This window comes from Streptomyces sp. NPDC054757 (assembly GCF_053612185.1).
The window spans coordinates 56714-77806 of sequence record NZ_JBSHBW010000012.1 but is presented as its reverse complement, the minus strand read 5'-3'; the positions used below and the strand labels follow the sequence as shown (position 1 = coordinate 77806).

The window sequence follows — 21093 nt, the reverse complement described above, 5'->3', positions numbered from 1 at the left end:
GCGCTCTCAGCCGGACGGAGGCGTGGGCCGGGTCATGGCGACGTTGTCGACGATCAGGCCGAGGGTGAAATCGAACCGTTCATGTCCGGTGCCGGAGGTCAGCTCGGCCGCGTAGCGCCGGATCCGGGGGAACCTGTCGGCGGGCAGCGCCGTGAAACGGCGCACCAGCTCGTCGCGGCCGACGACCCAGCTGTCGTCCTGTCTGCTCTGCCGCTGCGCGACCAGCGAGGTCTCCAGTGCGTAGGCGCTGACGTAGAGCGAGAGGGCGTCGATCGCCCAGGCCGCCGTCTGCGGTTCGACACCGCCGGCGAGCAGGATGGCCAGCATCCCCTCGTTGACGCGCAGTACGTCGAGGTTGGTGGCGGCCATGGCCAGCGCGGCGCGTGAGATGCCGGGGTACTCCAGATACTGGTCACGGATCTGGGCGCAGACATCGAGGATCTGCTCGCGCCATGCGGCCGGATCGGGTTCGGGCAGGGTCAGCCGGGCACAGAGCCGGCCGATGATCAGTTCGTCGATGTCGGCCTTGTTGACCACGTGGGCGTAGAGCGAGGCGGGTCCTGTGTCGAGTACACCGGCGACGCTGCGCATCGTGAGCGCGTCATAGCCCTGGGAGGCGACGACCTGGAGCGCCGCATCGGTGATCCGGTCGACGGTGATCGGCTCCTTGCGGCGCTTCGGCTGCGCCGGGGGAGCGGCGGGCTGGGCGTGCCGGGCGGCGCGGCGCTGTTCCGGATCCATGGGCATGGGCTCACCGTACCTCGGTGCGAACTGCGTTCCCCTCATGGAGCTTAGTTCGTGGCTGAGGGACGACGTTCGTTGAACGAGCCGGGATGCCACCGCCGCCCACGACACGCCCCCACCGGCACGGCATACCGCACCGTCTTGAAGGTGGCCGGACACCTGCGATGATGTTCAGACGTTGTGAAAATGACCTGGGGGGGCCATGGGATCCGTGGGTACCGCGCTGCTCGAACTGCGGACGGCGCAGAAGTCCGCCAAGGGAGTGTCGCTCTACTCCCGCTATGTGAACCGGCCGGCCGGCCGCTGGCTGGCAGCCGGATCACACGCTCTGGGGCTGAGTCCCAATCAGGTCACGCTGGTAAGCGCCGTGTTCAGCTTCGCCGCGGTGGCCGGAGTGGCGCTGGGCGGGCCGTCCTGGGGCCAGGGCATCGCCGTCTGGGCCGGACTCGCCGTGGGGTTCGCCTTCGACTCCGCCGATGGACAGCTGGCGCGGCTGCGCGGCGGCGGCAGCGCGGCGGGGGAGTGGCTCGACCACGTCGTGGACTGCGCGAAGATCACCGCACTGCACTCCGCCGTACTCATCGCCTTCTACCGTCACCCCGGCCACTTCGGGGTGGCGGACGACGCCTGGCTGCTGGTGCCCCTCGGCTTCCAGTTCGCCGCCGTCGTCACCTTCTTCGGCGGACTGCTCACCGAGAAACTCACCCCCCGGCCGGTCCCGGGCAGCCCGGCCGCCGCACCGTCCCGGCTGCGCGCGGTCGCGCTGCTCCCCGTCGACCACGGGATCTTCTGCCTGGTCTTCCTGCTGCTCGGCGCCGGTCCCGGATTCCGCTGGGCCTACACGGCGCTCGGCGCGGCGAGCGCGCTGTTCCTGGCGGCCTTCCTCACGAAGTGGTTCCGGGAACTGAGCGCAGTTCGGCGCTGAACTGCGGCTCGGGCGCGGCCAGTACGTCGAGTGCGCGGCGCAACTGCGTACTCGACGTGTGCACCGTGTACGGGAAGTAGACGATCTCCACGCCCACCGCCGCGAAGTCCCGCTCCAGCTTCTCGCCCTTCGCGGTGCCCCGCCAGTCGTCCCCCTTGAACAGGACGTCGAAGCGGACCTGCCGCCAGGTCTCGACCTTGTCCGCGACGGTCTCCACGAACGCCGCGTCCACGTACTTGACACTGCGGACGATCTCCAGCCGCTCCACCAGCGGGATCATCGGGCGCCGCCCCTTGGCCCGCTCCGCCATCTCGTCGGACACCACCCCGGCGACCAGGTAGTCGCACTGACTGCGCGCGTGACGAAGGATGTTGAGGTGACCGATGTGGAAGAGATCGTAAGCACCGGGCGCGTATCCGACCCGGTACGGTTTGCCTGCCGTCATGACTGAACCCCCCAGCGAACCACACCCCCCGGTGTGGTGGAAGGTACTGACGATAGCGTGCACATTCCGTTCAGGATGAGTGAACGATCGGGGTGAGCAACGGGGTTCACCTCTGGGGGGAAGGATCCGCCGCGTGACACAGACGCGACGCAACGACGAACAGGCCGCGATCCGGCGCCGGCTGCTGCTGGTGTCCACCAACTACGCGCCCGAGCACGCGGGCATCGGCCCGTACGCCACACAGATAGCCGAACACTGGGCCCGATGCGGCCATGAGACCCATGTGCTCACCGGGATGCCGCACTACCCGTCCTGGTCCGTCGACCCGGCCTACGCCGGAGTCTGGCGCCGCACCGAGGAGCGCGCGGGGGTACGGGTGCACCGCAGACGGCACACCGTGCCGCCCCGGCAGACCGCCGCCCGGCGGGCGCTCTTCGAGGCCACGGTCCTGGTGCACGGGCTGGCCGCGCCGCCCCGCACCGGCCGCCCGGACGCCGTACTGGCCCAGCTGCCCAGCCTCGCGGGCGGCGTGCTCGGGGCCCGGCTCGCGGCGCGCTGGAAGGTGCCGTACGTCCCCGTGGTGCAGGACCTGATGGGCGCCGCGGCCGCGCAGAGCGGGATACGCGGCGGGGACCGCGCCGCCGCCCTCGCCGAGCGTGCCGAAGCGTACGCACTGCGCCGCGCCACCCTGGTGGGGGTGATCCATGAGACCTTCACCGAGAAGGTGCGGGCCATGGGCGTGGACCCCGGCCGGATCCGGCTCGTGCCCAACTGGAACCACATACCGGGGCCTTCGCGGCCACGAACGGAGAGCCGGGCCCGCCTCGGCTGGCGCGCGGGCGAGACCGTCGTCCTGCACTCCGGGAACATGGGGCTCAAGCAGGGGCTCGACGTCCTGGTCGAGTCCGCCCGGCGCGATCCGGCTCTGCGCGTGGTGCTGATGGGCGACGGCAATCAGCGCGGGACACTGGCCGCACTCGCGTCGGACGTACCGAATCTGGAGTTCCTGCCACCCGCCGAAGACGGCGAATTCCCGGACATTCTCGCAGCGGCCGACGTGCTGGCCGTCACCCAGCGGGCGTCGGTGCTCGACATGAGCGTCCCGTCCAAGCTGACCTCGTACTTCGCCTCCGGACGGCCGGTGGTCGCGTCCGTGGCCGCCGGGGGCGGCACCGCGCAGGAGGTGCTCAGATCCGGAGCCGGGGTGCTCGTTTCCCCGGAGGATCCGGACGCGCTGCTGGCCGCGGTGCGTAGACTCGCGGCAGATCCGGTGAACGCCGATGCTCTGGGGGCTGAGGGGCCGCGTCATGTGGCGTCCCACTTGTCGAGGGACGCGGGACTGGCGCGGATCGACGCACTGATCGATGAGGCCTTGGGGGGTCCACAGACGTGACGGACACGCACGCTTCCGCGGCGAGGGACGACGAACCGGACCTGCTGAGGGACCAGTTCAGACAACTGCTGCGCTACCGCCGTCTCATCGGCCTGGGCATCGGGGTCGGCCTGCTCGGCGGTGCCTGGCTCGGGGTGACATCGGCCCAGAGCTACGCCGCCGCCAGTGACATCCGGCTGCGCGCCCCCACCAACGACCCCTTCAACCCGGCCCTTTCGGTGGACAAGACCATCAATATGGGCACGGAGCGGCAGACTGCGGTCAGCAGCAGCGTCGCCGAAGTCGCCGTACGGGCACTCGGCCTGCCGGACAGTCAGCTGGCCGCCTTCCAGCGCGGCCTCCAGGTCACCAACCCGCCGCAGACCATGGTGCTCCACTTCACCTATACGACGTCCTCGCCCGGGGAAGCGGCCCGCCGGGCCAACGCCGTCACCAAGGCCTACCTCGATCTGCGCAAGAAGCAGTGGGGCGAACTGCGCGACAGCATGGTCAAGAAGTCCCAGAACCAGCTGAACCCGATCGCCAAGGAGCAGAACGACCTGGCCAAGCAGCTGGCCGCCGAGGGCAGCGGGGCACCCGACTCCTCCCGGGCCCGCAACGACGACCTGCTCAGCAAGGTCGGCACGCTCAACAGCCAGATAGCCAGCCTCAAGGCGCTCGACATGACGGCCGGCACCGTCATCGTCAAGGCCGTTCCCCCCAGCGCCTCCAGCGGGCTCGGCCTTGTCGTCTCGCTGGGCGTCGGCGGCGCCGTCGGGATCGCGCTCGGACTGCTCGCCGCCTGGGTCCGGCTGGTCTTCGACCCCTCGCCCCGCTCGTCGGGCGACGTCGCCCGCGCGGTACGGGCCCCCGTTCTGGGCTCCCTGCCACGCGTCTCCGACGGCGGTCCGCTGCTCGCCGTGGACCAGTCGGACTCCCGCCTCGCCGAGGAGTACCGATCGGTCGCCTTCCGGCTCGCCTACGACCAGCGTTTCGCCGACCGGCGCAGGCTGCTCGTCGCGGCCCCGCGCGGGGCCAACAGCGAAGCGGCGGCGGCCGTGGCGTCCAATCTGGCCGCGTCGTTCGCCGAGACCGGCAAGGACGTGCTGCTCGTCGAGGCCGATCTGCGTACCCCCTCCCTCACCGGCCGGCTGCGCGCCAACGCCCCCAGCCGTCCAGGGTGGAGCCTGCCGCCCGACTTCGACGAGTCCGGCTGGCCAGGCCCGCGCCAGCTCCAGGTCGACGCGGGCGAGTCGGGCGCCTTCGACCTGATCCCGGGGGAGCGGGTACGCAATGTGGCACGCGCCCTCACATCGCCCCGGGTGTCGCGGCTGATCGAGGAGGCCGACTCGCCGAACGCGACGGTCGTCGTACTCGCCCCGCCCGTCCTCGCCTACGCCGACGCCCTGGCCCTGGTCGACCGGGTGGACGGGGTGCTGATCGTGTGCGACCCGCGCGCCGTGCACCGGGCCGAACTCGTCCGCATCCGCGAGCTGATCACCGGCGCGGGCGGCACCGTCCTGGGCGCCGTCACCCACTCGGCGCCCCGCAGGCCCGGCCGCCGTACCGCCGCCAGATCCGGACACCGGGGCGGAGGCAGCCGGGCATCGGGCAGACCCCTGCCGCCGGGGACGGCGCCGCAGCTTCCGGCTGCGTACCCGGCGGCACCGCACGTTCCCGCCGGGGACGACACCGTCGCCCTGCGCACCATCCGCGCCGGGGACCGGTGAGACGCTCGGCCATCGTCGCCGCCTCGGTGCTGGACCAGGCTGCTTCCAGCCTGACCAACATCCTGGTCCTGGTGATGGCGGCGCGGGTCTCCACCACCGCCGGGTTCGCCGCGTTCTCGATGGTCTACCTGACGTTCACGGTGCTGCTCGGCCTCAATATGTCGTACGTCGGCCAGGCCGTCGTACTGGAGCGCGGCGACCCCGCGGCGCTCGCATCGGCCTGCCGGTCGGCCGCCGCCTTCACCGCCTGCGCCTCGGTTGCCGCGGGTGCGCTGCTCGCGGTGGGCGGCGCGGCCGTCGGCGGCAGTACCGGACACACCTTCCTGGCCCTGGGCCTCGTACTGCCCTTCGTGCTGCTCCAGGACGGCCTTCGCTACTCCTTCTCCGCACTGCAGCAGCCGCACCGCGCACTCGCCGCCGATGTGCTGCGGCTGCTCTGTGTGGTGCCCGCCCTGCTGCTCCAGCCCCACCACGCGGCCCCCGCCCGCCTGGTGGCCGTCTGGGGCCTCTCCGCCGTCCCGGCGCTGCTGGCCGGTCTGCTGCTGCTGCGGCCCCTGGTGCGCGGGGCCGCCACGCAGGTGCGGCGCTATCTGCGGCGCGGTCACCTCGGGATGCGGTTCGTCGTCGAGTTCGCCGTCGGCAACGCCTCCAGCCAGCTGGCCGTACTCGGCCTCGGTCTCTTCGCCAGCCCGCTGGCCGTGGGCGCGCTGCGCGGCGCCACGACCCTCTTCGGCCCGCTCAACGTGCTGTTCAACTCGGTCAACGCCTTCGGTCCGCCGGTCCTCGGCCGTCTGGGCGGCCGGCGCGCCATCGCACGCGCCGCCGCCCTCCTGGGCTGCGTACTGGCCGCGGTGGCCTTCGGCTGGGCCGCGGTCCTCTACGCGCTGCCCGACCGGATGGGGCGCCAACTCCTGGGAGCCACCTGGCAGTCGGCCTCCGCGCTGCTGCCCGCGACCGGCAGCCAGTACGCGGTGATGGCGCTGGGGACCTGCGCACTGGTCACGCTCCGGGTGCTCAGCCCGCGTGCCACCCTCTCGCTCCAGGTGGTGTTCTCGCTGGTCTCCGTGGTGCTGATGCTCGGGGGCTATCCGCTCGGCGGCGCCATGGGCGCGGCCTGGGGGCTCGCCGCGGGCTCCGCGCTCAAGGCGGTCGCCGCCTGGACGCGGGTCGCCCGGCCGGGCCCGGCGGCCGAGCCGGTCACCGGCGGCGGCGCTCAGCGCAGCGCCGCACCCCTGTCCTGACGGTAGGTGGTGACCATCGCGATACAGATGACCGCGATGGCCACCCGGCCCGACGCCTGGAGCAGCGGCCCGCGCAGCAGGATGAACGAGTAACCGGCGACGAGCGGCACCACCAGCGAGATCAGGCTCCCGGGAGGCGTACGCCGGACGGCGCGGCGGGCGTACCGCCGGTCCACCCGGGCTGCGGCGTACCCCATCGCGAGCAGCCCCAGCGTCATCCCGGCGGGACCGAAGTCGATCCACAGCTCCGCCCAGACCGGTGAGGAGAGATTGGTGTTGACCGCGTCCATCCACTCACCGACCATCACCCCGGTGTCGTGCGGCTTGCCGTGCCACACCGAGCGCGGGACCGCGAACAGGATCGAACCGGCCAGCTGTCTGCCGTAGAGGTGTCCCACCCCGGACCGCTCGAAGGTGATGGTGTTGGCGAACATACCGATCTGGTCGTAGTCCTTGAGCGCCAGCGGCTCAAGGACCGAAGTGGTCTCCACCGGGCGGTAGTTCTGCTCGTCGTAGCGGAAGCGGTCGGCGAACGGGAAGACCACCAGCGCCACCACCACCCCCAGGCTGAGCGCCGAGCGGTACATCGCCGCACTGACCGGGAACAGTGTGAAGAGCAGTGCGAGCAGAACGGTCAGGAACCAGTAACGCGGGTTGGAGATCGGGTTGTTCACCACCGTGTTCAGCCCTGCCAGTGCGATCCAGACCGCGATCACGGCGGGGGACCTCCTGGCCCGCCGCGAGGTGACGAGCCAGCGGGTGTACGCGAGCAGTGCGAAGAGCGCGGGGACCGTGCCGAAGCCGCGCAGCAGCGCCTGGCCGGCCTGGGAGTCGGCCTGCGAAATGCCCGCCTCCTCGATCCCGGCGATGATCTCCTGGCGGCTGCTGAAGAAGACGGCGGGCCCGCCCAGTTTGACGATGAGCGCCGCGCTGCACACGAAGGCCACCACGACCAGCAGATACAGCCGCCGCCTGTGCACCAGCGCGGGCCGGGTCTCACCGCGGCCTCTGCCACCGGGCCGGTGCCGGGCGAGCAGCGCGCCCACGTCGAAGGCGGCGCAGCCGATGAGGACCAGCGCCACCGCCTCCGTCACATCGGAGCGCGGCCCCACCACCGGTGTCGGCACCTTGCCGAGCACCGCCTGGGCCAGGGGCGCCACGCCCATCGCCATGTAGACGAAGAGCCAGAACGAGCCCTGGAGCAGCTTGCGGTGGCTGGTCAGCACCATCCCGGAGAGTCTGGCCCCCGCGTACACGGTCAGGGTGAGCTGGAGCCAGTACGCGGCGTCATGGGCCCCGTCGCCCGGCTGTACGGCGACGATCAGCGGCAGTACCAGCGAGAGCCCGAGCGCGAGCGGCACCGACAGGGCCCGGGAGAGCAGTGTGCGGGGCGAGACGGCGGGCGCGAAGCGGAAGGCGGCGGCGGCCACGGGAGGGCCGGGGAGCGGTCTGTGTCCGGTGGCAGCGGCCGTGGGACCCGGCCGGGCGCCCTCGCTCGTGTCCGTCGCCATCGGCCGGCCCCCGCCCCTGTTGAAACCGCCTGCCGGGCGCCCTTGCTGAACGCCCTTGCCGGGCCGCGCCGTTGAGCGGCCCCGCTGCATGTCCCTGCTGCGTGTCTCTGCTGCGTATCCCTGCTGAATGCCCCTGCCGGCGCCCCGGCCGAACACACCGGCCGGACACCCCGCCGTGCTTCCCCGCCCGCAGTCTACCGAGGCCGCGCCGCCACCACCCGGCAAGCACTAGGCTGAGCGCTCGGGCGCCTGGGGAGGCGCCAGTGGGGGTGAAGTGATGCGGAATCTACCGGCGTTCACGCTGGCCGGATACGACAAGGGCCGGGGCAGAGTGACCCAGGCGCTGTGGTTCGCCGTGATGAACACCGTCTTCATGGCGTGGTTCTGCCCGGCCCGGCTGCGTGTCGCGCTGCTGCGGGCGTTCGGCGCGACCATCGGCGACGGGGTGCTGATCCGTCACCGGGTACGGATCCTCTGGCCGTGGAAGCTGACGGTGGGCGACCACACCTGGATCGGTGAGGGCGCCTGGCTGCTCAACCTGGAACCGGTCACCCTCGGGGCGCACGTCTGTCTCTCCCAGGAGGCGCTGCTCTGCACCGGCAGCCATGACCACCGCGCCGCGGACTTCCGCTACCGCAACGCCCCGATCGAGGTGAAGGACGGCGCCTGGATCGCCGCCCGCGCCACGGTCCTCGCGGGCGTCACCATAGGCGCGCAGGCGGTCGTCGCCGCGGGCACCGTCGTCCACCGGGACCTCCCGGACCTCACCCTCCACACGGCCGATGGCCGCCGCCCGGTGCAGGAGCCGGTATGAGAGTCCTGCACGCCGTCACCCTGCACAGCCCCACACACGCCTTCGGCGGCCCTGTACGGGTCGCGCTCAACCTCTCCCGGGGGTTGCGGGCCCGCGGCCACGAGGCGCGGCTGACCGCCCTCGGGGACGGCTTCGAAGGCCCGCTGCCCACCGAAGTGGAGGGCGTGCCCGCCCGGCTCTTCCCGGCCCGCCGGATGCTGCCGCTCGGCTTCAGCGGGATCACCTCGCCCGCCCTGGTCGCAGGCGCCGGACGGCTGGTCCGTGACGCCGACATCGTCCATGTGCACCTCGCCCGCGATCTGGTGACCCTGCCGGTCGCCCTCGCGGCGCTGCGTGCCGGCAGGCCGCTCGTGCTCCAGACCCATGGCATGGTCGACCCCAGCGACCGGCTCCTCGCCCGAGTGCTCGACGGGCTCGCCGTCCGCAGGGTGCTCCGCGGGGCAGCGGCCGTGCTCTGTCTGACCGACCATGAACGCAGGGGCCTCGAAGCCGTGGCGCCCGCCGGCCCGGGGCGGCCGCTCCGGCTCACCCGCCTCGTCAACGGCGTACCGGCCCAGGAGCCGCGCCCCGCCCCGTCCGGAGCCCCGCGCATCCTGTACGCGGCCCGGCTCCAGGCCAGGAAGCGCCCGCGGGACTTCGTGGCGGCGGTCCCGGAGATCCTGCGCCACCACCCGGCGGCCGAGTTCGTGGTCGCCGGGCCCGACGAGGGCGAACTCGCCTCCGTACAGGCGCTCATCGACCGGCTCGGCCTCGGGGAGCGCGTGCACTGCCCCGGTGCGCTCTCGGCCGGTGAGATGCTCGCCGAGCTGCGGCGGGCCCATGTCTATGTGCTGCCATCGGTGGACGAGCCGTTCCCGATGTCGGTCCTGGAAGCACTCGCGGCCGGGACACCCGCCGTGGTCACGCGCTCCAACGGCCTCGCCCGGGACATCGCGGAGGCCGGCGCCGGACGCGTGGTCGACGGCCCCGCCGGTCTGGCCCCGGCCGTACGGGAGCTGCTCGACCCGGCCGTCGGCGTACCGGCCTCCGCCGCGGCCCGGAAGCTGGCGGCGGAGGCGTTCTCGATGGACAGCGTGCTCGACACACTCGTCGGGGTGTACGAGGGCTGTACGGGGAGCGCGCGGGGGGTGTGACGGAGGGGCCTACGCGGGCACCCAGGCGTAGCAGCCGGACGAGGTGAACTCGGCAGCGCCCGCCGGGATGCGGGCCCTGACCGTGCCCTTGGCGCCCGTGCCAGGCCCGGACGCGAGCACCTTGCCGTGGCTGTCCGAGACCCGCCAGGCGCAGTCGTCGGAGTGGGTCAGGGCCCGGTAGGTACCGGCTCGGGGCTTCTTCCGGGTGCCGTCCGCGAAGCCCGCGTCCGCGGCTCTGAGCACCGGCTTCTGGCCGGGGCAGAGCAGCGTGATGGCTGCCTTCGCGTCGGGGATGTCGCCCGCGATGACCGCCCCCACCGCCGCGTCCTTGTCGTGCGCTGCGGTCCTTGCCACCCGCTGGCAGTTCTCCTGCCCGGTCTGCAGCACGGCGGACGGATCCATGTCCTGCGGTACCCGCCCGCTCAGATACTTCTTGTCCTTCTTGCTGAACGAGCCGGTGGCCGGGGTGAGCCGGGAGTCCGGCAGCACCGGCTCACTGGCCGAAGGGGTCGACGAGGGGCCTGTCGCGGTCTGCGGGTCCGGGATGGTCGCCGCCGGGGCCGGGCTGTGCCGGGCCCCGCTCCTCCCGTCATGGGCGGTACCGGACGAACCGCAGGCGGAGACGGAGACGAGGGCGGCCAGCGCGGCCGCAACGGCCGCGGTACGCCGGTGGAGTGGACGCATGAGAGAGCTCCTGTGGTACGGGTGGTGCGGGGCCCGGCCGGCCGGGCCCCGCACGCTGTCAAGGCGGTGGTGTCACCCGCGGATCACGGTGCACCGAAGGTCAGCACCAGCTGCGGGGTTCCCTCGGCCGCGGTGGCCTCACGGGACCACAGCCAGAGCGGGTCCGTGCCGGTGCTCGTCAGCGCCAGGCTGTAGGGGCTGCCCAGTGCCGGGGTGAGCGCGGCGGTGTCGAGCGGGGCCGAGTAGACGGTGGAGCCGTCCGTGGCCCCGCTCAGCGTCCCCAGCGTGCCGGTCCCCGGCGCGGGCCGGTTGTTGTACGTCAGGGCCGACTCCGTCCAGTCTCCGGTGACCGGCACCACGGACTGGCTGTCCGTCGAGCCCGCCCCGGTCTGCGTCGAGGTCTTCACCGACAGCCTGGCGCTCTTCAGTACTGTGCCCGCCGGGGCGGACGGCAGCGTGAACCGCAGATACGACGCGTACGCCGATGTGCCGCGTACGGCAAGGGAGCTCGATGTGCCGTAGTTCGTGCTCGGGGCACCCGCGTTGACATAGCTGTCCTCGGACGCCCTGACCGTGGAGACGGTGTCGGCGGGCGCACTGGCCAGCGTGTAGTGGCCGGCCACCTGCTGGGCGGTGAGCACCGAGGGGTAGATGGCCGTCTCGTCGATCTGGCCCGCGAAGAAGTTGCTGGTGGGCTGCTGCGGCCAGCCGTTGAGCTGGTCACCGCCGACCCGCCAGTAACCGGAGTACGCCTGATTGCCCGTCACCTTCGAGGACGCCTTCAGCGCACCGTCGACGTAGAGCGCCATACCGGACGAGCCCTGGGTGGCGACCACATGGTGCCAGGCGCCGTTGTTGTAGGTGCCGGGGGTGGTGACGGTCTGCGCCGACCCCGGGTACACACCGAAGACCAGATTTCCGCTGTCGGTCAGGTAGATCTGCTTGTCGTAGTTGCTGCTGGTCTTCGTGGTGTTGTTGCCGAACCCGACGAGCTTGCCGCCGCGGTCGGTGGTCGTCCTGAACCAGGTCTCGATGGAGTAGTCACCGTCCACGGTCGTCCTGCGGTCGCTGTACACCACCTGGTCGGTGCCGTCGAAACCCATCGCCGTACTGGGGCCGTTGACCGCGGCCGGCGTCTGTCGCAGCGCGGGCCCGCCCAGCTGGATGCCGCTGCTGTCGGACGCGGACGAGTCGCCGGTGAACGGGGAACTCGCCTCGTCGTAGCGCCAGTACTGGGTCGCCCCGTCCTTCAGCACCGCCGACGGATACGCCTCGGCCGACGAGGGGACGGTGACCGTCGCGGTGGGCGAGAGCCCGCTGGTGTTCCCGGCCGCGTCCGACGCCGTCACCCGGTAGGTGTAGGTCTGGCCGGCGCTCACGCCGGTGTCCCGGAACGACAGCTGCGGGCGCGACCAGGGCAGCGAGTCGCCGTCCACGGTGTACAGCGGGGTCGACGAGCCGTTGCGGTAGACCTTGTACGTCAGTCTGCTGTCGTCCAGGTCGGTGCTGGAGCGCCACCGCACCTGCACCTCACCGGGCTTGATGCTGGACGCACTGGCCTGCGGCACCCCGGGCACCCCGGTGTCGGGGCTCGCCGCGAACCTGGTGAGTCCCTGGGCGGGGGCCGCGTTGACGGTGGTGAACTCGCCGCCGACCCACAGGTACTTGTTCGACCCGGTCGCCGACACGGCCAGCGCACGCGGGCCGATGCCCTCGCCCAGGCCGTCGTTGGTGTTCGGGAACCAGCCGAGCTTGCCCACACTGGTGGTCGGCTGGGCCAGCAGATGGTTCCGCGGGCCGTCCGGGAACTCGCCCACGCTGGAGCAGTCGTGCGCGTGCGACGCGCTGTAGAGGACGTTCTCGTACGAGAGCACGGCCTGGGTGGCGCCCAGGCAGGTGTCACGCCAGCGCTGACTGAGATCGCTGAGGTTGAGCGCGATCCGCCCGTCGAAGACGCCTCCGCCGGTCCCTTCGTTGCCGGTGTAGAAACCGGTCGCGTCGGTCCCGATGGTCTTGACGACCGAGTTGGTCTCGATGAAGCCCGGATAGGTCTTCACATTGTCGCCCGACGCGGCGTCGACCACGGCGAGCGCGTGCGATTCGGCGCCGTTGACGGTGAAGAAGTCACCGCCGAGCAGGACGTCGTGTCCGTCAGGCGTGACCGCAACGGCCCGGCCCGGCAGATCGGCGTCGGCGCGGAACGGCCGCAGCGCCCCGGTGGCGCTGTCCACCGCCGCGAAGCGTTTGCGGGTCTCGCCCGCGACGGTCCCGAAGTCGCCGCCCGCGTACACCGTGTCGTCGGTGACGGCGAGCGCCCGCACCGTCGCCGGGAAGCTCGGGTGGAAGTCCGCCTTCGGGGCGCAGGTGGCGATGTCGATCGCGGCGAGGCTGCTAGCCTGTACGCCGTTGACGGCGCCGAAGTAGCCGCCCGCGTACAGCGTCTTCTTGTCGGGCGAGACCGCGAGCGCGCGTACCGTCGCGGTGCCGCTGCCCACGGTGAACGACAGCTTGCAGGACGTGGGCGCCCCGGTGGCCGCGTTCATCGCCACGAAGTTGACGGCGTCCTGCGGGGTGCCGCTCGCCCCGTCCGGCGGCCTGACCTGCGAGAACGTACCGCCGACGAAGACGGTCCCCTGCGCCTCGGCAAGGGCCCAGGCGATCCCGTTGGTCTGCCAGGTCGGCAGCGAGTCGGCGGTGAACGCCACCGGAGGCGTGACCGCCGCGGCAGGCGCCGCCGCCGTCGCTCCCAGGCCCGCGGTGGCCGTGAGGACGAGGGCGCCCGAAAGCACCCCGGGCCTCCGCAAGAGTCCTCTGGATCTACGCATGAGCCCTCCGGATCTACGCACTGCATACCCCCCACACCTGAAGTCGTGCATGTCAGCGGTCGATGCGGACGTTCGCACCGGCCAGTTCGTCCGCCACCTGACGCATATCGGCGTCGACCATGATCCGGGCCAGCTCCTCGACGAGCACCTCCGGTTTCCAGCCGAGCAGTTCGTTCGCCTTGGCCGGGTCCCCGATGAGCGCGTCCACCTCGCTGGGGCGCTCGTACTTCGGGTCGTAACGGACGTATCTGTCCCAGTCCAGACCCGCGTGCGCGAACGCCGTCTCCACGAACTCCCGTACCGTCGCCGCTACTCCGGTCGCCACCACGAAGTCGGTCGGCTCGTCGTGCTGGAGCATGCGCCACATCGCGTCCACATACTCCGGGGCGTACCCCCAGTCGCGTACGGCGTCCAGATTGCCCAGGTAGAGCCGGTTCTGGAGGCCCGCCTTGATCCGCGCCACCGCGCGGGTCACCTTCCGGGTCACGAAGGTCTCGCCACGGCGCGGCGACTCATGGTTGAAGAGGATGCCGTTCACCGCGTACATGCCGTACGCCTCACGGTAGTTGACCGTGGTCCAGTACCCGAAGACCTTGGCCGCACCGTACGGGCTGCGCGGATGGAACGGTGTGCCCTCGTGCTGCGGGGGCGGGGTGGAGCCGAACATCTCCGACGAGGACGCCTGGTAGTAACGGGTCTCGATACCGCTCGCCCGGATCGCCTCAAGGAGCCGCAGCGCCCCGAGGCCCGTCACATCACCCGTGTACAGGGGGGCGTCGAAGGAGACCCTGACATGGGACTGGGCTCCCAGGTTGTAGACCTCGTCAGGTCTGAGGTCGCGCAGCAGGTTCACCAGCGCCACCCCGTCGGCGAGGTCCGCGTGGTGCAGTACGAAGGACCGATCGGGCTGCTGCGGGTCCTGGTAGATGTGGTCCACGCGCTCCGTGTTGAAGCTGGACGAACGCCGGACGAGCCCATGGACCGTGTACCCCTTGGAGAGCAGCAGCTCCGCCAGATAGGAACCGTCCTGACCGGTGACTCCGGTGATCAGTGCGGACTTGCTCATATGGACTGTCCCTCTCTGGCGGACCGTGCCGGGACCGGCCCGGAGACCGCGGTTATATGGTGGTTCAGGAAATAAGTCAGCTTCTTGTGCACAGTGATGGGCTTCGTCCTGGCATGATCCGGTTCATGACTGAATCGCTGTTCCTGCCCGAAGGCGCCCGCATATTCGTCGCCGGCCACCGCGGCCTCGTCGGATCGGCCGTGGCCCGCCGGCTCACCGCCGACGGACACCAGGTCCTCACCCGTACCCGAACCGAGCTGGATCTGCGCGACGCCGGGAGCACCGCGCGCTATCTGGACGACACCCGCCCCGACGCGGTCGTCCTGGCCGCGGCCAAGGTCGGCGGCATCATGGCGAACAGCACCCATCCGGTCCAGTTCATCGAGGAGAACCTCCAGATCCAGCTGAGCGTGATCGCCGGGGCGCACGCGGCGGGCGTGGGCAGGCTCCTCTTCCTCGGCTCCTCCTGCATCTACCCCAAGCTCGCCCCGCAGCCGATCAGTGAGGACGCCCTGCTGACCGGGGCGCTGGAGCCCACCAACCAGGCGTACGCCCTGGCCAAGATCGCCGGAATCGTACAGATCCAGTCCTACCGGCAGCAGTACGGCGCGGCCTACATCTCCGCCATGCCGACCAACCTCTACGGGCCCGGCGACAACTTCGACCTGGAGACCTCGCATGTGCTGCCCGCGCTGATCCGCCGCTTCCACGACGCCCGCGAGGCCGGGCGGGACGAGGTGGTGCTCTGGGGCTCCGGGACCCCGCGCCGCGAGTTCCTCCATGTCGACGACCTCGCCTCCGCCTGCGCGCTGCTGCTCCGCTCGTACGACGGCGACGACCCGGTCAACATCGGCTGCGGCACCGACCTGACCATCCGGGAACTCGCCGCCACCGTCGCCGAAGTGACCGGCTACCAGGGACGGATCGGCTGGGACACCGCCAAGCCGGACGGTACCCCGCGCAAGCTGCTCGACATCTCCCGTCTGAGCGCACTCGGCTGGAAGCCGGACATCGCGCTGCGCGACGGTATCGCCGCCACGTACGCCGCCTGGCAGCGCGGCTGACGGCCGGTACGTCGGGGCCCGGGTCCGCACGGGCAGCGGCCGGTCAGTACGCACCGCGGCCGTCGACCACGGCGCGGAGCGTACGGGCCATCACATCGACATCGCTGGTGAACGACCAGTTGTCGACGTACTGGAGATCGAGCTGGACCGTCTCGTCCCAGGAGAGGTCGGAGCGGCCGCTGACCTGCCAGAGCCCGGTCATCCCGGGCCGTACGGCGAGCCGCCTGGCCTCCGTCTCGTTGTAGCGGGCGGCCTCATCGGGCAGCGGCGGGCGCGGCCCCACCAGGGACATGACACCGCACAACACATTGATCAGCTGGGGGAGTTCATCGAGTGAGGTCCGGCGCAGCAGCCGCCCGGCCCGGGTGACCCGGGGGTCGCGCCGGATCTTGAACATCGGGCCGTCGGTCTCGTTCGCCGATGCCAGCTCGGCCTTGCGGGCGTCCGCGTCCAGCCGCATCGTACGGAACTTCCACATCACGAACGGTGTGCCGCCCTGGCCGATCCGCTGCTGCCGGTAGAAGACCGGACCGGCCGAACTCAGCCCGACCGCAAGGGCTATGGCCAGGAAGAGCGGCGAGAGCAGCAGCAGCCCGGCAGCCGCGCCCGCCCGGTCCACGACGGACTTCAGCACCGGCTGGGCGCCGCGCCGCACCGGCGGCACGATCCGCAGCAGTGCGAGACCGGCTGCGGACGAGGGTTCGAGCCGCTTGACGGAGATCTCCACCAGGCCCGGGGCCAGAGCGAGTTCGACCCCCGCGTCATGCAGGGCCCAGGAGAGCCGCCGCAGTCTCTCGCCCGACATCCCGGAGCCGGGCGCGACCAGGACCACATCGGCCGACAGCTCGCGCGCCGCGCTCAGCAGGGGCACGGTGTCGTCCGCCGTGACCACCGGGGCGTAGGGCGCCAGCCGGCCGGCCACCCGGGATCCGCTGCCCACCTCGCCCGCGCCCACCGCCACGATGCCGACCACGACGTACGGGTGGTCGGTGCGGCCCGCCAGATGGCCGGCCACGTCATCGGCCGCCACCGGCTCGCCCACCACCAGCACCCGGGTCACCACCTGGGCCTTCCGCCGGGCCGCGGCCAGATGCCGGTAGGTGGCCCGGCGCCAGACCAGGGTGGCGAGCAGCGACGGAAGGAGCACCAACAGGCTGAGCAGCGGCGGGTGGTGGAGTTCGGCGGCGCTGCGGATCACCGCGAGCACGCCCAGCAGGATCAGCCAGTCGTGCAGCACGGGCAGCGCGCCCCTGGACTCACCCAGGGCGCGCCTCGTGTAGCGGCGCCGGAACGCCTGCACGCCCAGCCAGGCCACCGCCGTGACGGCGGCCGACCGGAGTGCGTACGGCTGCCCCTGGGCGCGGAAGGCCAGAGCCACCGGCAGCGCCGTCGCGGCGACGTCGGCGAGCAGGGCCGTCGGCAGGTACCACGGTGCTTTCAGGCGCATCCCATGCGGGATCGCGCCTGATGAAGTGCTGATGTCGGACGCACTTGTCTCAGGCGTTCGGACATGCCACATGTACCCCCCCCGGCACGTGTTGACTGGTGCGTCCCGCTGGTCGATTCCCCGATCGACGAACTGGAGTCGCAACAGGGAACAGTACGACAAACTTCAGGGCGCACCATGCCGTTTACGTAATCGTTGCGACCGATTGGCCCGGCATATATCGGGAGACCGTGTGAGGAAGAGGTGTTGGCCTCGTGTAATCGATCGTGGCGCCTTCTCTGTCCCGACCGCCGTGTGCAGCCGGATTCACCCCACGGTCATGCGTGCGAACGAACCTGCCCCGGTGCGGCGGCATTTCACGGTACGGGATGCGGAGCGACAGCCTCAGCGACTGCGCCGCTGGTCACGGCGGGCGGCGGCCGGACGGCCCGGGACACCCGGCCGCCGCGTACCGCCGCCTCCGGCGCCGACCCCTGTTGTCCCGAAGCGGCATTTCGGTTCTACTACTGCGCAACCCCCGCACTGCGGGCGGTTTTCCGGGAAGGAACGACGATGGCAGAAGCGCCGGTACGACCGTTGGCGCACCACCGCCGCAGCACCACCGGGCGGCGCATCCTGCTGCCGGGGGCCGGTCTCGGGCTCGGCCTGCTGCTGATCTGTCTGCTGGCCACCAGCGGAATGGCCTGGTCGCCCTTCGGGGCGGACGGCGGGCCCGCCGGAGCACCCGCCGCCGGGCCGTCCGCCCAGGGCCCGGATGTGCGGGCCGGGGCCAACACCCCCCGGCCGCAGCGCACCACCGGCAAGGAACTCCCCTTCGACCTGCCCTCGACCGCGGCGCTGCGCACCGGCCACCACCTGGTGTTCGCCCACTACTTCACGCCGTATCCGCTCTCCCTGGACAACAAGCCGGCCGGGCAGGACTACTACAGCCGCAACTATCTGACCAGGCAGGGTGAGAACGGCAAACACGCTTCGTACGGGGGCCTGTTGCGGGACCGGCCCCTTCCGGTCGCACCGCGCGGCGGCGACTGGCAGCTCGCCAACCTCCAGCAGGAGGTCCGTACGGCGAGGGCCGCCGGTATCGACGGGTTCAGCGTCGACATCCTCTCGCTGACCGGACCGAACTGGCAGCGCGTCAACCTCCTGATGAGAGCCGCCGCTTCGGCCGCCCCGGGGTTCCGGATCATGCTGATGCCGGACATGACGTCGCTGCACACCGACCCGACGACGCTGGCCGACGCCCTGGCCGGACTGGCCGCCTCGCCCGCCGCCCACCGGCTCGGCGACGGACGGCTGGTGATCTCCCCCTTCAAGGCGGAGGCACACGACCCCGGCTGGTGGTCGCAGCTGACGACACGGCTGCGGGCACGCCACGGCATCCGTACGGCCCTGGTCCCGCTCTTCCTCGACTTCCGGGCGAACGCACAGCGGTTCGCCCCGATCAGCTACGGCTTCTCGGAGTGGGGCAACCGCAGTTACACCGCCCAGGCGGGGGCCGCGGGCGATGTGGCGCTGGCCCACCGTCTCGGCAGGACCTGGATGCAGCCGGTCTCGGTGCAGGACGCCCGGCCGAACCAGGGGGTGTACGACGAGGCGGGCAACACCGCGACGCTGCGCGCAGGCTGGGGCCACGCCATCGACGACGGTGCCGACTGGGTCCAGCTCACCACCTGGAACGACTACTCCGAGGGCAGCCAGTTCGCCCCATCGCTGCACAACGGCTACGTCTACCTCGACCTGTCCTCGTACTACCTCACCCGGTTCAAGACGGGGCAGTGGCCGAAGATCGTGCGGGACACGGTCTATCTGACCTCGCGGGTGCAGTTCGCAGGGGCGCGCCCGGCGCCCGGCGCGCAGCAGAAGCTGATGAGCCCGCGCGCGGGGACGGCCGCGCCCCGCGACATGGTGGAGGCGCTGACCTTCCTGACCGCGCCCGCCGATCTGGAGACCGTGGTCGGGACCGACCGGCGGAGCCACCCGGTCCCGGCCGGGGTCCTGGCCACCCTGGTGCCGCTGCGCCCGGGGTGGAGCGCGGCCACGGTGCGCAGGGACGGCAGGACGGTGGCGGAGGTGACCTCGCGCCACCCGGTACGGAGCCAGGTCCAGGTGCAGGACCTCCAGTACTACGCGGAGAGCAGCGGCCGCCCGGACACTCCCTGAGCCGGACACTCCCTGGGCCGGACACTTCCGGAGCCGGATTCGTCCGAGGCCCTTCCCCTTACGCAAGGGGAAGGGCCTCGGGCGCTGTCCGGTCAGGTGCGGGTACCCCCGGCCGCTGCGGCGATCCTCACGGGTACGAGACGACGGTGGACGGCACCGTCGACGTCCCCGATGTGGCGGAGCCGGTGTTGTTGATGACGTGGTTGTACTGGCCCTTCCCGCCGAGCGACACCACCAGCAGATCGTGGAACTTCACCCCCGCCTTGTCGGGGGCGGCGAAGCCGTGGTCCTGCTGGATGGTCGGATCCGCGGTGAAGTTGCAGTAGCTCCCAAGACCCCAGCCCTCATGGGTGTTGACCGAGTCGGCGACCTTGTAGGCGGCGTATCCCTTGGTGGCGCCGTCCTGGACGGCGGCCTGGTTGGGGGCGTCGTACGCCTTCTCGTTCTGGAAGAAGATCGTCTTGCCGTTCTCGCCGTTCCACTGGACGTCGTACTTGTTGAAGTGCTCGACGAACAGCCCGGTGGCGAGCACATTGTCGCCGTTGACCGTGAGCCCGTAGTCGGCTCGGTTGGTGTCCCAGCCGACCCCTTCACCATGGTCGGCGCGCCAGAGCCAGGTGTGGTCGACGATGGTGTTGTTGCTGTTGATCTCCATACTGGTGGTGGCCTTGCCGGGGCCCGCGCCGCCGATCCGGACGAAGACGTCCTGCACGGTGGTCGGGTTGGCCGAGTGGTCGGCGGACGAGCCCTCCGGGCCGACCTGGAGCAGCGTGTCCGAGTTGGTGGTACCCGCGTCGATCAGCAGACCCGCCAGCTTGACGCCGTCCACGTCGGCGACCTTCATCGCCGTCACCCCGTTGTCCGGGACAATCGTCGCGTACCCGAGACCCAGCACCACGGTGTTGGCCCGCTTCACGTTGATCGTCTGGTCCACGTGGTAGATGCCGGGCGTGAAGAGCAGGTTGAGCCCCTGGTCCAGCGCCTGGTTGATGGTCGCGGCGCTCGCGCCGGGCTTGACCACGTAGAACTGGTCCAGCGGGATCGAGTCGCCCTTCGGCGTGCCGTTCTCCCAGGTGGTGCCGCTGGCGTTGGTGCGCTTCTCCGGCGTGAACACCTTGTAGTCGTTGCCGTCCAGGTAGAGGAACGGCTTCTCGCGGGAGACCGGGGTCGTGTCCAGGGTGGTGTACGTGGGGTCGGGGAAGCCCTGTGCCGGGGCGCCCTTGACACCCGAGAACACCATGTTCCAGACGCCGTTGGCCCAGCCGCCCACCGAGCTGTCGCGGGTGTACCACTGCTGCTGGGAGTAGGGGCTGACCGTGCCGTCGATCTTGCTGTCGGCGATATAGCCGCCGCTGGCCCAGCCGTAGCCGTCGGGGGTCAGGTTGAGGCCGCCCTTGACGTGCATCCGGCGGAAGGGGGCGGCCTGGGCCACCGCCCAGCGGTCGGTGCCGTTCGCCGGGGTGAGGGCGAGGTTCTCCGCCGAGCGCCAGAAGTTCTGGGTGGCGTTCCCGTTGAACCAGCCCGCGTCCACGGTGACATCGCCGTTGATGTTGGTGTCGTCGGGGGAGAGGCCGAGTCCGGCGATCGAGGTGTAGAAGCCGAGCTGGGCGTTGATGTTGCTGTAGTTGCCCGGCTTGAAGAAGAAGGCGTCCCGGCCGGTGCCGAACTGCGCCGACTCCTGCTGTTTGAAGACCGAGTCCAACTGGCCCTGGATATCGGGGGTTGAGGGGTCGAAGACATGCACATTCGGTCCGAGGTCGCCGCCGCCCGGCAGGTCGGCGGCGTGTGACTTCGACGGGGCGACGACGAGCAGCGCGGCGGCGAGCGCGGCCGCTGCCACCACCGACACCCTTCTCCTGCGTGCTGTGGGGGGAACAAGCATGGGGAAATCTCCCGCAGTTGGTGGCTCGACGGCGAGCCTTCAAGAAATGA

The 21093-nt window shown here is 71.1% G+C and carries 16 protein-coding genes; 8 read left to right on the top strand and 8 right to left on the bottom strand.

Translation table 11 applies throughout. The features are described from left to right. Nucleotides 1-6: 6 nt before the first annotated feature. Nucleotides 7-747 carry a TetR/AcrR family transcriptional regulator gene (locus ACWGKJ_RS16800; RefSeq protein ID WP_385027175.1) on the bottom strand — a complete coding sequence of 247 codons (741 nt, stop codon included), beginning with the start codon at nucleotides 745-747 and terminating at the stop codon, nucleotides 7-9. A 199-nt stretch (nucleotides 748-946) separates the two neighbouring features. Here ACWGKJ_RS16800 and ACWGKJ_RS16795 point away from each other — a divergent pair, with 199 nt between their 5' ends. Continuing rightward, complete coding sequence (locus ACWGKJ_RS16795; protein WP_385027172.1) at nucleotides 947-1669, top strand: CDP-alcohol phosphatidyltransferase family protein; 723 nt, start codon at nucleotides 947-949, stop codon at nucleotides 1667-1669. Here the strand turns inward: ACWGKJ_RS16795 and ACWGKJ_RS16790 are convergent. Continuing rightward, complete coding sequence (locus tag ACWGKJ_RS16790) at nucleotides 1629-2114, bottom strand: adenylyltransferase/cytidyltransferase family protein (RefSeq protein WP_385027168.1); 486 nt, start codon at nucleotides 2112-2114, stop codon at nucleotides 1629-1631. The two genes, ACWGKJ_RS16795 and ACWGKJ_RS16790, sit on opposite strands and share 41 nt — an antisense overlap. A gap of 187 nt (nucleotides 2115-2301) precedes the next feature. On the opposite strand from ACWGKJ_RS16790, the gene ACWGKJ_RS16785 reads away from it, so the two are divergent. From ACWGKJ_RS16785 to ACWGKJ_RS16775, 3 genes are read left to right on the top strand one after another with little or no spacing between them, the layout of a single operon-like run. Further along, nucleotides 2302-3507 carry a glycosyltransferase family 4 protein gene (locus ACWGKJ_RS16785; protein ID WP_385027193.1) on the top strand — a complete coding sequence of 402 codons (1206 nt, stop codon included), beginning with the start codon at nucleotides 2302-2304 and terminating at the stop codon, nucleotides 3505-3507. Continuing rightward, nucleotides 3504-5216 (top strand): lipopolysaccharide biosynthesis protein, encoded by a 1713-nt coding sequence (locus ACWGKJ_RS16780; RefSeq protein ID WP_385027165.1) that lies wholly within the window; start codon nucleotides 3504-3506, stop codon nucleotides 5214-5216. Before ACWGKJ_RS16785 ends, ACWGKJ_RS16780 begins: the two co-directional genes overlap by 4 nt. Continuing rightward, nucleotides 5213-6457: an MATE family efflux transporter gene (locus tag ACWGKJ_RS16775; RefSeq protein ID WP_385027162.1), complete on the top strand. Its 1245-nt coding sequence runs from the start codon at nucleotides 5213-5215 to the stop codon at nucleotides 6455-6457. The genes ACWGKJ_RS16780 and ACWGKJ_RS16775 overlap by 4 nt, the downstream gene beginning before the upstream one ends. Here the strand turns inward: ACWGKJ_RS16775 and ACWGKJ_RS16770 are convergent. After that, on the bottom strand, nucleotides 6430-7968 hold the full coding sequence (locus tag ACWGKJ_RS16770) for a hypothetical protein (protein ID WP_385027159.1): 1539 nt from the start codon (nucleotides 7966-7968) through the stop codon (nucleotides 6430-6432). The genes ACWGKJ_RS16775 and ACWGKJ_RS16770 overlap by 28 nt on opposite strands. 277 nt (nucleotides 7969-8245) lie before the next feature. On the opposite strand from ACWGKJ_RS16770, the gene ACWGKJ_RS16765 reads away from it, so the two are divergent. Continuing rightward, a complete protein-coding gene (locus tag ACWGKJ_RS16765; protein ID WP_385027157.1) occupies nucleotides 8246-8782 on the top strand; it encodes a WcaF family extracellular polysaccharide biosynthesis acetyltransferase in 537 nt (178 codons plus the stop codon). Next, complete coding sequence (locus ACWGKJ_RS16760) at nucleotides 8779-9915, top strand: glycosyltransferase (protein WP_385027154.1); 1137 nt, start codon at nucleotides 8779-8781, stop codon at nucleotides 9913-9915. The genes ACWGKJ_RS16765 and ACWGKJ_RS16760 overlap by 4 nt, the downstream gene beginning before the upstream one ends. 9 nt (nucleotides 9916-9924) lie before the next feature. On the opposite strand, the gene ACWGKJ_RS16755 is transcribed toward ACWGKJ_RS16760, so the two are convergent. The 3 genes from ACWGKJ_RS16755 to gmd all read right to left on the bottom strand — a co-directional run bounded on the left by ACWGKJ_RS16755 (nucleotide 9925) and on the right by gmd (nucleotide 14490). Next, nucleotides 9925-10599 carry a hypothetical protein gene (locus tag ACWGKJ_RS16755; protein WP_385027151.1) on the bottom strand — a complete coding sequence of 225 codons (675 nt, stop codon included), beginning with the start codon at nucleotides 10597-10599 and terminating at the stop codon, nucleotides 9925-9927. Between the two features lie 83 nt (nucleotides 10600-10682). After that, nucleotides 10683-13424: a CBM96 family carbohydrate-binding protein gene (locus ACWGKJ_RS16750; RefSeq protein WP_385027148.1), complete on the bottom strand. Its 2742-nt coding sequence runs from the start codon at nucleotides 13422-13424 to the stop codon at nucleotides 10683-10685. Between the two features lie 52 nt (nucleotides 13425-13476). Next, on the bottom strand, nucleotides 13477-14490 hold the full coding sequence (gmd, locus tag ACWGKJ_RS16745; protein WP_385027145.1) for a GDP-mannose 4,6-dehydratase: 1014 nt from the start codon (nucleotides 14488-14490) through the stop codon (nucleotides 13477-13479). Between the two features lie 125 nt (nucleotides 14491-14615). Between gmd and ACWGKJ_RS16740 the strand changes: the two genes are divergently transcribed. Next, nucleotides 14616-15554, top strand: a complete 939-nt coding sequence (locus tag ACWGKJ_RS16740; protein ID WP_385027142.1) for a GDP-L-fucose synthase family protein — start codon at nucleotides 14616-14618, stop codon at nucleotides 15552-15554. Between the two features lie 43 nt (nucleotides 15555-15597). Here ACWGKJ_RS16740 and ACWGKJ_RS16735 read toward each other — a convergent pair whose 3' ends face one another. After that, nucleotides 15598-17001: a sugar transferase gene (locus tag ACWGKJ_RS16735; protein WP_385027139.1), complete on the bottom strand. Its 1404-nt coding sequence runs from the start codon at nucleotides 16999-17001 to the stop codon at nucleotides 15598-15600. Between the two features lie 552 nt (nucleotides 17002-17553). Between ACWGKJ_RS16735 and ACWGKJ_RS16730 the strand changes: the two genes are divergently transcribed. Continuing rightward, entirely contained in the window at nucleotides 17554-19161 is a 1608-nt protein-coding gene (locus tag ACWGKJ_RS16730) for a glycoside hydrolase family 71 protein (protein ID WP_385027137.1), read from the top strand. Nucleotides 19162-19288: 127 nt separating this feature from the next. Here ACWGKJ_RS16730 and ACWGKJ_RS16725 read toward each other — a convergent pair whose 3' ends face one another. Then, a complete protein-coding gene (locus ACWGKJ_RS16725) occupies nucleotides 19289-21043 on the bottom strand; it encodes a coagulation factor 5/8 type domain-containing protein (protein WP_385027133.1) in 1755 nt (584 codons plus the stop codon). Between the last annotated feature and the right edge of the window lie 50 nt (nucleotides 21044-21093).

What these genes read in the sequence shown, in the direction of transcription:
- ACWGKJ_RS16800 (WP_385027175.1), bottom strand. Translation starts at nt 747, where the DNA reads ATGCCCATGGATCCGGAACAGCGCCGCGCCGCCCGGCACGCCCAGCCC.
- ACWGKJ_RS16795 (WP_385027172.1), top strand. Translation starts at nt 947, where the DNA reads ATGGGATCCGTGGGTACCGCGCTGCTCGAACTGCGGACGGCGCAGAAG.
- ACWGKJ_RS16790 (WP_385027168.1), bottom strand. Translation starts at nt 2,114, where the DNA reads ATGACGGCAGGCAAACCGTACCGGGTCGGATACGCGCCCGGTGCTTAC.
- ACWGKJ_RS16770 (WP_385027159.1), bottom strand. Translation starts at nt 7,968, where the DNA reads ATGGCGACGGACACGAGCGAGGGCGCCCGGCCGGGTCCCACGGCCGCT.
- ACWGKJ_RS16765 (WP_385027157.1), top strand. Translation starts at nt 8,246, where the DNA reads ATGCGGAATCTACCGGCGTTCACGCTGGCCGGATACGACAAGGGCCGG.
- ACWGKJ_RS16760 (WP_385027154.1), top strand. Translation starts at nt 8,779, where the DNA reads ATGAGAGTCCTGCACGCCGTCACCCTGCACAGCCCCACACACGCCTTC.
- ACWGKJ_RS16755 (WP_385027151.1), bottom strand. Translation starts at nt 10,599, where the DNA reads ATGCGTCCACTCCACCGGCGTACCGCGGCCGTTGCGGCCGCGCTGGCC.
- ACWGKJ_RS16750 (WP_385027148.1), bottom strand. Translation starts at nt 13,424, where the DNA reads ATGCGTAGATCCAGAGGACTCTTGCGGAGGCCCGGGGTGCTTTCGGGC.
- gmd (WP_385027145.1), bottom strand. Translation starts at nt 14,490, where the DNA reads ATGAGCAAGTCCGCACTGATCACCGGAGTCACCGGTCAGGACGGTTCC.
- ACWGKJ_RS16740 (WP_385027142.1), top strand. Translation starts at nt 14,616, where the DNA reads ATGACTGAATCGCTGTTCCTGCCCGAAGGCGCCCGCATATTCGTCGCC.
- ACWGKJ_RS16735 (WP_385027139.1), bottom strand. Translation starts at nt 17,001, where the DNA reads ATGCGCCTGAAAGCACCGTGGTACCTGCCGACGGCCCTGCTCGCCGAC.
- ACWGKJ_RS16730 (WP_385027137.1), top strand. Translation starts at nt 17,554, where the DNA reads ATGGCAGAAGCGCCGGTACGACCGTTGGCGCACCACCGCCGCAGCACC.
- ACWGKJ_RS16725 (WP_385027133.1), bottom strand. Translation starts at nt 21,043, where the DNA reads ATGCTTGTTCCCCCCACAGCACGCAGGAGAAGGGTGTCGGTGGTGGCA.